This window comes from Planctopirus limnophila DSM 3776 (assembly GCF_000092105.1).
In the GTDB taxonomy this organism is placed as follows: domain Bacteria; phylum Planctomycetota; class Planctomycetia; order Planctomycetales; family Planctomycetaceae; genus Planctopirus; species Planctopirus limnophila.
On sequence record NC_014148.1, the window covers coordinates 2,651,765 to 2,664,091 of the forward strand.

Consider the following 12,327-nt stretch of genomic DNA (forward strand, 5'->3'; position numbering starts at 1 on the left):
GCAATTTCATACCGGAACTTCGGTGGAAACTGCCGCACGGGAGCCATTCTGAAGCAAAAGCGCTGCCAGTCGTGGCTTGGTAAAGAGGTTATTGGCCAGAATTCGGTGCTGGTGATGTCTGCGTAAGCACTGGCTGTTCGACGGCCGCGCCCTCAGTGCTTTTTGGCGATTCCGAATAGTCGCTCTGCTGTTGCTCAGTTTCTGCTGAGTGGTGCAGGGCATCCGCCAGTTGAGCCCTTTGAATTTGAATGGCTTCATCAAATTGATTGAGGACATCGATCGCTCGATCGCGCGATGTCACCAGTCCAATAATCAGGTACTGAATAATCGCCAGACCATAACAGACCCAACCGACCCAGCCATCCTGAAAGACAGCCATAATGGCAAAGACAGGAGATGACCGGTTGAGGTGCTTGCACAACAAACCTCGAATCAAATCCGGTAAGTAGCTCCAACACGCCTTGATACGTCCATGGGGTGGCATTTTGAAAGGAGGTGGCCCGGGATGAATAATCGCAAACAGCCCCTGATCAGGCATGCCTTCAATCACACCTATCGCGAGCATTAATCGACCGGCCAGAATCATCCAGCCCTTTTCCTCGCGAAGATCAAGTGGCACCCAGCCAAAGAAGGCCTGCTCCATGTTGGCCGAGGCGACCAGCAGCAGAATTGCTCCACGGAACCAGAGTTCAAGATCTCGCTCAAGCTCTTGATCAAGCCCGTTCACTCGGACAACACGCTTCAAAAACCAGCGAAACAACGGGACTGCCATCAACCCGATGATCAGGCGCGTCACTGGTTTCAGTATCGGAGCCAGTAGTTGCGGCGGTATCAGTAATCGCAGCAACTCCAGCATGCGTAAAAACTCCTTCAGTGTGATGCCAACTTACCGACGCACAAACCGTGGCCAAAGATCATGAATTCCAGTGGATCTTCTCAAAAATCTTCTGCAAACGCACTCCCCGGTCAGGATTCAAATGCCGGATATGTGCCAACCTGCCCTGAAGATGAGCTCGAAAATCAACCTGTTGATCTCGATTCTGTGTCTGATGACCATGCCGAACGCAATTGTGCAAAATCGCCTTGAGTTGATCGTAGTCTCTTCGAGAGCAATTGGGACGCTGATTCACGACCACACCAGTGACTGTCTGCCGATTCGACTGCCGGAGAATCCTTCGCTTCGCGGGCTGAGAATGAAAACGGCACTGCACTATCACCTTATCAGTCAGCGGCACAAATCTTTTGAGCTGTTTCAAAAACCGATGATCACCCGAGAATGTGAGATCGTCCGCGTAACGGGTGTAAATCGCACCAAATCGACGGGCCAAACCCGTCAGACGTACATCCAGTGAATATGTCGCCAGATTCGCCAGAGCCGGAGAAGTGGGCGCGCCTTGGGGTAAATGACGCCGTGTGAACAGCATAATCGAATAGGGATTCTTATCGGGAAATGCCATACCCATGGGCAATGCCGAGGTTGTCAATCGCGCCAGCCACAAAGCCATTTCGCGAGAGTACCCCAGGGAACGAAAGATCGCGACGACTTTTGAAAATGTGACCGACGGATAGAAATCTTTCAGATCAAACTTCACCACCACAGCTTTCCCGGCATGCAACTGGGCATTTGAGACGATGTCACAACCGGGGACAAAACCATGTGCCGCTGGATGTGCGGGAACCAGATCAAGAATTCGCCTGAGAATGATCTCCTGGACTCTTTTGAGTGCTGGTTTGGGTGCTTCAATGAGCCGGTGCCCCGAGCGCTTTTTGCGGATCCATTTCAGCCAGTAATGCGATTTTTTTTCGGTGGGAGGTCGGCCATGATCGGCGAGGTGAATCAATCCGGCCAGCCGCTTGATCGGCAGCCCCAGAAACTGGCTTAATTCATCAAGAGTGGTGAGGACTGGCAACCGATGTTGCTGCAGCAAATCGACGCGCGTATCCGTTAGCAGATTCAGAAACTGCTCACGTCGGCGCGTACGGGCATATCTGGCATAAACGTACGGAAGCTGATCGACTTGAGTTCCACGCCCCTCGATGCGCCATTGTCGCACCATTTCGGGTGATCGATATCTGAGTCGTGGAAGTTTCGGAGTTGTTGTGGAACCGAGCCATTGCCGCTTCTGGCCACCCGCTTGATTCGAAGAAGGGCTGCCCGGCAACGTGTGGTTGGAACCTGTCGGTCGCCACCAACTCAAGAACCAACTCCACAAACCCATGAAGACATCCTTGACCTGGCAATGCATCGTCCGCATTGAATTCCAAAAAATCGACCGCCGGGTCGCACAACCAATGCCTGTTTCGAATCCTGTCTACGGTGGAACCACCGTAGACAGGATTCCAGTTCAGTATGGGAGCAATCATTCGAGCACGGGGTAACCCCGCACCGGCCAGGCTTTTCAGCGATATGGCCTCTTCTTGTGCGACCCGGCGGCCGACGACTGGAGTTTACACGGATTTCCACGACTCACCAAGCGGCTTTTTGAGCAACCGTTGTGTCACAATTTCTGCAGGGATTTGAATCCTCGTTCTCTCAGGGAATACACGAGCAGACGTTTCAACTATGCTATGTCGAATCGTTCGTCAAAAGATTACTCACCGAGAAGAGAAACCGATCGATATGTTTTCTGCAGGTCCAACTCCGCTGGATGTCACCTTTGTACTTTTTGGCATTCCCGTTCGAGTGAACCCGATGTTCTGGCTGATGGCCGCTGCCCTGGGTTGGGGATCAGGTGACCTGCCACTGGTGCTGATCTGGGTGTGGTGTGTCTTTTTCTCAGTACTCATTCATGAACTGGGACACGCTCTGACAGCCGAGTGGTTTGGCTGGCGAAGTTCAATCCTGCTCTATTTTGGGGGAGGGCTGGCTTTCTCAGATCGGTACGTCAATAACACGCCGGGGCGGTCTGTGATCATGTCGTTCATGGGCCCGATGGCTCAATTCCTGCTCTTGGGAATCGTGCTGATCGTTTTATTGGCCTTGCGGGCCTTTCAAGTCGAGATTCCGCCTTACGCAGCGACGGCGTTTAATTATCTGATCATCATCAATATCTTCTGGCCGATCTTGAATCTGCTCCCGATTCTGCCACTCGATGGAGGCCGCATCCTGCAGGGCCTGCTCGATATGTTCCGTATCCGGCGGCGCAGTGATATCACCCGCGGGATCAGCGTCGTTCTCGCAGCGGCTGTTGCCGTCTGGTGCTTCACTGAAAACATGCCTTTCGGCACGATCATGTTCGGTTTGATTGCCTGGCAGAACGCGAGTGGAGCGTTTGATTCTCGCGCCTATTGATTCATTGCAGAGAACTGACAAACATCGATGAATTCAGTATTCAAGAAACTCAGTTCATCAGTTGGAATCTTGCAGTGATTGCTCAATCAACACCCACACCGCAGAGTCGCGGCTACATTCATAAAACTTGTGAAACAGCTACTGAAGTGAATGGCGGTGAGTTTCAGGCACTGGCAGATCCATTAGCAGATATGAAACAGACCTATTGTGCGACCTGTGAAGACTACTTCCCGGTCCGTGAATTTCGCTGGGAAGATACGAACGAAACACTTTCCAAGTACTACGCCAGGCACTCGCAAAAGGCCTCGGCAATGGCTCGCTTCCTGGGTCGCCGGGACGGCATGCTCGCACTCTGCTTGCTCGGAGCCGGTTTGGGAATACTTGCAGGGATTGCCATCGGCGTCATTAATGGGCTTGGCCTCGGGATCCTCGTCGCGATCATTCTGGGAGTTATCGGACTCGTGGGTGGCTTTTGCTTGCAGGCGTTTGTTGTCAATCCCCTGTTGCTTTCGATGATCTGCGGTGAATGGGATCCTCGAAGACTCAAGTGATCTCCAAACGAACCCGAGGAAGTCTGCCTACATGTTGGGTTGAAAACGAAAAAGCCCGCCCATCGATTCGATGAGCGGGCTTTCGCAGAAGTTGAAAACATGCTGGCAAAATAACTTATTCTCTGGAGGCCGTGAAAGTAAACTCGCCGTGATGAGCATCGACTCTTACGACATTCGATTCACTGAATTCGCCGGAAAGTAACGAGTTGGCTAGTTCGTTCTGCAGCCTTTGCTGAATGACTCGTTTGAGAGGCCGGGCCCCATAGGTGGGATCGTAACCTTCGGTCGCGAGAACATCCTTCACGCTGTCGCTGACTTCGAGGCGAATATCGTGTTCGGCCAGCCGCTTGATGAGTTTGGCAAGCTGCAGATCGACAATCTGCCGAATTTCCTTTCTTCCGAGGGGATGGAAAACTATCACTTCATCCACGCGGTTGAGAAACTCGGGCAAGAACTCTTTTCGCAGTGCTCCCATCACTCGGCTGTGGATTTCCCCTTCATCATCAGTTCCCGAAAGATCCATAATGAGTTGACTGCCAATATTCGACGTCATGACGATAATCGTGTTCGTGAAGTCCACAGTTCGACCCTGACCATCCGTCAAACGGCCATCATCGAGAACCTGCAGCAAGACGTTGAAGACATCGCGATGGGCTTTCTCGACTTCATCAAGCAACAGCACGCTGTAGGGCCTGCGGCGAACAGCCTCTGTCAGCTTGCCGCCTTCTTCGTAGCCCACATAACCGGGTGGTGCGCCAATAAGACGAGCCACGGAGTGCTTTTCCATGAACTCGCTCATATCGATACGCACCATCGCCTTTTCATCATCAAACAGAAACTCGGCCAAGGCCTTGCAAAGTTCCGTCTTGCCCACACCGGTCGGCCCCAGAAACATGAAGGAGCCAATCGGTCGATTGGGGTCCTGCATACCCGAACGAGCGCGGCGGACGGCATTCGAAACCGCTGTGACAGCCTCTTCCTGGTTGATCATCCGCTTATGAATCTGATCTTCCATGGAGAGCAGCTTCGCCTTTTCAGTCTGCATCATGCGGGCTACGGGAATCCCCGTCCAATGGCTGACCACTCTGGCGATATCCTCATCAGTCACTTCTTCGCGCAGCAGCCGCTGGGTGTTATCCAAAGTGGCTACTCGCGATTCGGCTGCCTGCAACGCGGCCTGTGCGGCTTTCAATTCCTGCTCCGTCTGGAAAGCACGCACGAAGTCTTCGTTATTGTTGGTCCGCTGGGCCTGAGCAAAAGCCTGTTCATAAGCCGTTCGCAATTTCTCGATTTTTTCCTTCATGGGGCGAATGCCGGAAAGTGCTTCTTTCTCGGTCTGCCAGCGCGCTTTGAGAGCCGTCACCGATTCTTCTTTCTCGGCAATCTCCTTTCGGATCGAAGCCAGACGCTGCTGACTGTCTGGAGAAGTTTCTCTTGTCAGAGCTGTGGCCTCGATCTGCAGGCGTGTTAATGCTCGTGTGGCTTCGTCGATTTCGGCTGGCATCGAATCCATTTCCATGCGCAACCGGCTGGCAGCCTCATCGATCAGGTCGATGGCCTTATCAGGCAGAAAGCGATCCGCGATGTAACGATCCGACAGTTTGGCAGCGCTGATAATCGCATCGTCGGTAATTCGGACCCCGTGATGTGACTCATATCGTTCCTTAAGCCCGCGCAAAATCGAGATCGTATCCTCCACACTGGGTTCATTGACCAGCACTGGCTGGAAGCGTCGTTCGAGAGCAGGATCTTTCTCGATATATTTGCGGTATTCGTCGAGCGTGGTCGCTCCGACGCAATGGAGTTCACCCCGGGCAAGGGCTGGCTTCAACAGGTTTGAAGCGTCCACAGCCCCTTCCGATGCACCGGCACCCACAACCGTATGAAGCTCATCGATAAAGAGAATGACTTTCCCTTCGGATTCGGTCACTTCCTTCAGCACAGCCTTCAGTCGATCCTCGAACTCGCCGCGATATTTGGCACCGGCAATCAAAGCTCCCATATCGAGAGCGATGACACGCTTGTTTTTGAGGTTTTGAGGTACATCTTCCAGCACAATGCGATGAGCCAGGCCTTCGACAATCGCCGTCTTGCCGACACCGGCATCACCAATCAGCACGGGGTTGTTCTTGCGGCGGCGTGAAAGGACTTGAATCACACGACGAATCTCGCTGTCGCGGCCAATCACGGGGTCGATCTTCCCCAATCGAGCCAGTGCGACAAGGTCTTTGCCATACTTTTCGAGGGCCTGATATTTATCTTCCGGATTCTGATCAGTCACTTGCTGATGCCCGCGAATTGACTGCAGGGCCTTGAGAACATCGGATTCCTCAACTCCATTCATTTTCAGCAATCGACCAGCGACGTCGTCACTCTTGATCAGCGCCAACAGCAGATGTTCGGTTGAAACGAACTGATCCTTCATCTGGTCAGCCAACTGCTGGCTTTTGTTCAGGACATCCATGAGCGCACTCGACGCGCCCACCTGAGATGAACTCCCGGAAACCTTCGGTAAACGCGAAATTTCGCTATCAACCAGGCTGGTGAGTTGAGTCAGCCGGACGCCGATTTTTTCGAGAATCGGGCGTACAACGCCGCTCGACTCGTCCAACAAGGCTTTGATCAGATGCAAAGGCTGCACCTGAGGTTGCCCGTTGTTTTCTGCAAGCTGCTGAGCTTCCTGCAGTGCCTCCTGGGCTTTAACAGTCAGTTTGTCGGCTCGGAATGCCATGGATGTCTCTCCGTATGTTGCTGCCAATATCTTGACAGAAATTGTGATGATTGTATTTCGCTAAGGCTATGAAATTCAGCTTCGAGAACTGAATGGCGATCTTGGAACAGGCTGAGAATAAATCCAAAAGTATCTACGACACGACCCTGCGACCGGGCTTGCGCTCGGCGTCACAGGGTCGTGGATATTTCGACGAAAACGGGATGAAATCGCTTATTGAGGTGTCGTGTCCAATCTCGGTTTTTTCGGCGGATTGTCGAATCAACCGAAATCACCAGACAGGTTCAAATCACAACCATCAACAATCAACTTTCAGCCGCATTAACTCTTCTTCTCAAATTCAGCATCGATGACGTCGTCGCCTCCCTTGGAAGCAGCACCATCATCGGCAGCAGCACCTGCGGCACCACCGGGAGCATTGATATGCTGCGCCATGGCATAGCTGGCCTGCTGCAGAGCTTCGACTGCGGTGTTAATGGCTGCGACGTCTTCGCCGGTTTCAACCTGCTTGACGCGAGCGATCGCTGCTTCAATGGCCGACTTCGAGCCCGCATCGAGCTTTTCGCCATGCTCTTTGAGCAACTTCTCAACTTCGTATGCCGAGGTCGAAGCCTTATTTCTTGCTTCGGCCAGTTCACGTCGTTTCTTGTCGTCGCCCGCATGAGACTCAGCGTCTCGCTTCATCCGTTCAATCTCGGCAGTATCCAGACCGCTGGCATTCTGGATCTTGACTGACTGCTCCTTGCCTGAACCGAGGTCCTTGGCTTTGACGCTGACAATCCCGTTGACATCGATATCGAAAGAAACTTCAACTTGAGGAACACCGCGTGGTGCAGGGGGGATCCCATCCAGATTGAACTGGCTCAGGAGACGATTATCCCGCGCCATCGGACGTTCGCCCTGAAAGACACTCACAGTGACTGCTGTCTGACCATCGGCTGCCGTTGAGAACACCTGCTTCTTGCTTGTCGGGATCGTCGTGTTTCGTTCGACAAGGCTGGTCATGATCCCACCCTCCGTTTCGATCCCCAGCGACAGCGGGGTCACGTCGAGCAGAAGCATATCCTTGACGTCGCCAGCAATGATGCCCCCTTGAATTGAGGCACCAATGGACACAACTTCGTCAGGATTCACCGAGCGATTGGGCTCTTTGCCGAAATAGCTCTTCACGAATTCCTGAACTTTAGGAACGCGAGTCGAACCACCGACCAGCACCACTTCATCGATGTCGGAAGGTTTGAGTTTGGCATCCTTGAGGGCCTGCTCCACAGGCTTCTTGCAGCGATCGATCAGGTGATCAATCAGCTTTTCAAATTCAGCCCGAGTGACATTCAACTGCAAATGCTTCGCACCCGAAGCATCAGCTGTAATAAAGGGGAGATTGATATCGGTCGTTTGTGAGGAAGAGAGTTCCTTCTTGGCCTTTTCAGCGGCTTCGCGGAGACGCTGCAGCGCCATCGGATCTTTGCGCAGTTCAATCCCATTTTCAGCTTTGAACTTATCAGCGATAAAATCGAGCAACGCCTGATCGAAATCGTCACCACCCAGGTGCGTATCGCCATTGGTACTCAAAACTTCGACGAGATCGCCGGAAACTTCGAGGACGGAGATATCAAAGGTACCGCCACCCAGGTCAAAGACCGCGATCTTTTCGTCTTTCTTGGTCTGTAAGCCGTAAGCCAGCGCAGCAGCGGTGGGCTCGTTGATAATGCGTTCGACCTTCAACCCGGCAATTTCACCGGCGTCTTTGGTGGCTTGGCGCTGTGCATCATTGAAGTACGCAGGGACAGTGATCACAGCGCGTGTCACGGTGTGTCCGAGGTAAGCTTCCGCAGCTTCCTTCAATTTCCGCAGCACAAGCGCTGAAACTTCGGGAGGTGTATATTCCTTCCCACCCGCTTCGACGCGCACATATTCACTGGGGCCACCGACCACCTTGTAAGGGACGAGTTTCTCTTCCGACTCGACTTCACTGTGGCGTCGCCCCATGAAACGCTTCACGGAGTAAATCGTATTCTTAGGGTTTGTGACGGCCTGACGTTTCGCAGGATCACCCACGAGCCTGTCCCCTTTATCAGTGAAGGCCACGATACTGGGTGTCAGCCGGTTCCCTTCCTGATTGGCGATGACCTTGACTTCACCACCTTCCATCACGGAGACGACAGAGTTGGTCGTCCCCAAGTCGATTCCAATCACTTTTTCCTGAACGGCCATATCTCATTCTCCTCGATGACTTGATCTGAAGATGTTGTATCCACGTTGACTACTGGCGTCTGACTTCCCATCAAAACTCTGTACAAAGACTTCCGACTCACCTTGAACCCCAGCAACCCCATGGCCGCTCGATTCTGTTCATGATGCAGAGGCCTCAGCAAACAAGTCTCGACAGAAGTCTGTCAGTCATGCCCGCAGCTTTCGTCAGGTCACAATCAGTAAGCAAAGATCGCGCCAAACACAAAACGAATGCATGATCTAAATGCAATCTTCTATTCCACAATCAGTTATGAAAAACGAAACTCCTACAACAGAATCGTTGACCTTTAAGTAGCCGCCACTTTGGCACATAACGCCAAAATGACAGCCCCCGCCAAAACTGCCATTTTGACACCTGTTATTGAATTGTGGTTGGTAAGTTCGTCTCGGAATCTCTGCCAACTTGACAAAGCAGGAAACAGACCTGTAAAAGAGCGTAACGTCCTGAATTTTCACGAGTTATGTGACACTTAACTGATACGCGACCTGTCAGAGTGTTAAGTGTTAATGTGGATTCAGGTTAGGCACTCTCATTCGGGAATACTCGGGAAATGGCCACAAAGCCTCAGCCGACCAAGAAAACATCGAAAGCCTCCACCAGCGGATCGGCAAAAACTGCTGGCAATCCCGTCAAGGCGACAGCGAGTCTTGAAACGGAAATCGAGAAGCTCGACGGTGAAATTGTGAAACTTCTCAACCAGAGAGCCTCTGCCACTTTAAAGCTCCTCGAAGCAGCCCCCGACAAAAAGGCTGTGCTCTTTGATCCTAAGGCTGATGATCTCCTCGCATTGAAGCTTGAAGAAAAGTCTTCCGGCCCTCTGCCTGCCCATGCTTTACGAGGCGTTCTGCGACAAGTTCTCAGCTCGATTCGCAACCAGGTTCGCACCCAGCGAGTGGCCTATCTGGGCCCGGCGTTCAGCTTTACTCACATGGCGGCTATTGAGCGTTTTGGTGAGGCCGCCGATCTGATCCCCGTGAATACGATTGCCGCAGTGTTTGAAGAGGTTAATCGAGGCCATGCCGACTTCGGACTGGTGCCCATCGAGAATAGTACAGATGGCAGGATCATCGACACTCTCGATATGTTCACTCGCCTGCCACTGCGTATCTGCGGGGAAGTTCAACTCGCCATTCATCACAATCTGCTGGGGCGATCTGCCCGTGGAGAAATCACAGAGATCTACAGTAAACCGCAAGCCCTTTCGCAATGCCGCGAATGGCTGAGTCGTAATATGCCTCAAGCCCGGCTGATTGAAGTCACCAGCACTTCGACAGCCGCTCAACTGGGACGTGATAAACCAGGTGCCGCCGCAGTTGCCAGTCGCCAGGCAGCCACGGAGTACGGATTGGAAATTCTGGCAGCGAATATTGAAGACAACTCGCAGAACATCACGCGGTTTGCTGTGCTTGGCGACCGTACTATGGCCCCCACAGGACAGGATCGAACCTCGATCCTGCTGCAGACAGCCGACAAGCCAGGGGCTCTAGCCAATGCTCTGGAAATCTTCAAACGGCTCAAAATCAACCTGACCTGGATTGAATCCTTTCCATTGCGTGGGCCCGAGAGCGGTTACATCTTCTTCATCGATGCCGAGGGGCACATGAAGGACACTCGTGTCAAGAAAGCACTTGATGAACTGACAACTCATGCGGTTCGCCTCGAAGTGCTGGGCTCTTACCCCTGCAGCGAACCGATTGACTGAAATATCTGAACGAACAGAGCCATTTTGAATCTGAAAAAATGCTGATCTCAGTTTGAGCAGCGGACTTTGATCTTCAGGCAAACGAACACGTTTAAGCTATCGATTTCATCTGCATCTATCGTTGTGTGAGGAAACACCTATGCGTCGCCTGTTTGTGGCTGGCAACTGGAAAATGAATACCAACCTTGCCAGTGGCAAAGAACTTGCCAAAGGTGTGGCTGCCGAAGCTCAGCGTCTGGGTGATGCGATCGACATTGCCGTTTGCCCACCGTTTGTCTATTTGAGCAACGTTAAAGCCGAGCTGGCAGGTTCGAAAGTGCAGCTTGGTGCCCAAAATACATGGTTTGCAGCTCCCGGTGCCTTTACGGGAGAAACCGCTGTTGAAATGCTCAAAGATATTGGCTGCTCCTGGGTGATTCTCGGCCACAGTGAAAGGCGTCAGCTGCTCGGCGAGAAGGACGAACTGATCAACAAAAAGATCGCAGCTGCGACTTCCGAAGATTTAGGCGTCATTTTCTGTGTGGGCGAACTGCTCGAAGATCGTCAGGCAGGGCGGACTGAAACCGTTCTGGAAACCCAGCTTTCAGGCGGACTGGCAAATCTGGATGCAGCCGTTCTTGGTCAGATCGTTATTGCGTATGAACCTGTCTGGGCCATTGGCACTGGAGTGACAGCCACTCCGGAACAGGCTGAGGGCGCCCACGCCTTCATTCGCGGCTGGTTAACGAAGCAGTACGGTGCCAAAGTGGCTGACAGCGTGCGAATTCTTTACGGCGGTAGTGTCAAGGCTGACAATGCCGAGGCCTTGATGTCTTTGCCGAACGTCGATGGGGCTCTGGTCGGAGGAGCCAGTCTGACAACTGCTCAGTTTGCTCCCATCCTGCAGGCTGCGGCCCTAGTGGCCTCGCGCTGATCAGTCTTTGATGATCGATTCCATTTTGAGGTAGATGTCTGTCTGAAGTCGATAACAGTGGATTTGCCGTCTCCGAGGCTTTCCCTGTCAATCTTGAGTTGAAACTATTATCCTCTTCGCTGATTTCCCTTGGGGATCACTTCTCAAAGGACACCTGGAGGTTCTGAAGGCAAAGTTATGGATTATCTCATTTACTTCATGATGACGTTGCTGGGCTTTGTGAGCCTGCTGCTGATGGCAATTATCCTGCTGCAACGTGGCCGGGGCGGTGGTCTGGCCGGAGCCTTTGGTGGTGCCGGCGGACAAAGTGCTCTGGGTGTGAAAGCCGGAGATCTGTTCACACGCATTACCATCGGGATGGCTGCCGTCTGGTTTGCACTGGCAGCCATTTGTGTCCTGCTCATGTCGCGTCCACTCTATAAAGACGGTTCTCGAGTTGAGAGAAAGCCCAGCGATTCTGCGATTACGAATCCCCTCGTAAAGCCTGCTGATCCCGAGGAGCCTCAGAGTACGACACCAGTCAGGACTCCAGCAGAAGGCACAACTCCAGCTGGAAATGCACCAGCGGCTGACGTCAAGCCGACGGAAGAGAAATCAACGGTCACGCCTCCTGCCTCTACGCCAGAAGTCCCCGTGAAGGAGACCTCAACTGGCGATCAAACATCTGCAGCAAAGACAGATGAAACCAAGCCTGTCGAGGCAAGTAAAGAAGCTGCCCCAGCAGTGACCACTCCTGCAGAGCCCGCCACCGGGACGGAGACTCCCAAGGCCGAAGAACCTAAGCCATAGCCACTGGTACAAGACTTGATTTACTCGGTGAACCAGTTTTTGCTTGAAACTGTCGCTCAGGGATGAATCATTGCGACTGCGGGCAGGATTGCGAG

9 protein-coding genes are annotated in these 12,327 nt (G+C 52.8%); 5 read left to right on the forward strand and 4 right to left on the reverse strand.

Annotated features, from left to right (window positions below; translation table 11 throughout):
- Nucleotides 1–88 precede the first annotated feature (88 nt).
- Nucleotides 89–856 carry a hypothetical protein gene (locus tag PLIM_RS10550; protein WP_013110301.1) on the reverse strand — a complete coding sequence of 256 codons (768 nt, stop codon included), beginning with the start codon at nt 854–856 and terminating at the stop codon, nt 89–91.
- 58 nt (nt 857–914) lie between these two features.
- Nucleotides 915–2,219 carry a reverse transcriptase family protein gene (locus PLIM_RS10555; RefSeq protein ID WP_196349569.1) on the reverse strand — a complete coding sequence of 435 codons (1,305 nt, stop codon included), beginning with the start codon at nt 2,217–2,219 and terminating at the stop codon, nt 915–917.
- Nucleotides 2,220–2,620: 401 nt separating this feature from the next.
- Here PLIM_RS10555 and PLIM_RS10560 point away from each other — a divergent pair, with 401 nt between their 5' ends.
- Nucleotides 2,621–3,292 carry a site-2 protease family protein gene (locus tag PLIM_RS10560; protein WP_013110303.1) on the forward strand — a complete coding sequence of 224 codons (672 nt, stop codon included), beginning with the start codon at nt 2,621–2,623 and terminating at the stop codon, nt 3,290–3,292.
- Between the two features lie 74 nt (nt 3,293–3,366).
- A complete protein-coding gene (locus PLIM_RS10565) occupies nt 3,367–3,843 on the forward strand; it encodes a hypothetical protein (RefSeq protein ID WP_148227069.1) in 477 nt (158 codons plus the stop codon).
- 115 nt (nt 3,844–3,958) lie between these two features.
- Here PLIM_RS10565 and clpB read toward each other — a convergent pair whose 3' ends face one another.
- Both clpB and dnaK read right to left on the reverse strand, forming a co-directional pair.
- Nucleotides 3,959–6,574 carry an ATP-dependent chaperone ClpB gene (clpB, locus tag PLIM_RS10570; RefSeq protein ID WP_013110305.1) on the reverse strand — a complete coding sequence of 872 codons (2,616 nt, stop codon included), beginning with the start codon at nt 6,572–6,574 and terminating at the stop codon, nt 3,959–3,961.
- A gap of 321 nt (nt 6,575–6,895) precedes the next feature.
- A complete protein-coding gene (gene dnaK, locus PLIM_RS10575) occupies nt 6,896–8,788 on the reverse strand; it encodes a molecular chaperone DnaK (RefSeq protein WP_013110306.1) in 1,893 nt (630 codons plus the stop codon).
- Between the two features lie 590 nt (nt 8,789–9,378).
- Here dnaK and pheA point away from each other — a divergent pair.
- The 3 genes from pheA to secG all read left to right on the forward strand — a co-directional run bounded on the left by pheA (nt 9,379) and on the right by secG (nt 12,232).
- Complete coding sequence (gene pheA, locus PLIM_RS10580; RefSeq protein WP_013110307.1) at nt 9,379–10,530, forward strand: prephenate dehydratase; 1,152 nt, start codon at nt 9,379–9,381, stop codon at nt 10,528–10,530.
- A gap of 139 nt (nt 10,531–10,669) precedes the next feature.
- Nucleotides 10,670–11,443, forward strand: coding sequence for a triose-phosphate isomerase (tpiA, locus tag PLIM_RS10585; RefSeq protein WP_013110308.1), 774 nt, complete (start codon nt 10,670–10,672; stop codon nt 11,441–11,443).
- A 177-nt stretch (nt 11,444–11,620) separates the two neighbouring features.
- A complete protein-coding gene (gene secG, locus PLIM_RS22800) occupies nt 11,621–12,232 on the forward strand; it encodes a preprotein translocase subunit SecG (protein WP_013110309.1) in 612 nt (203 codons plus the stop codon).
- Nucleotides 12,233–12,327 lie beyond the last annotated feature (95 nt).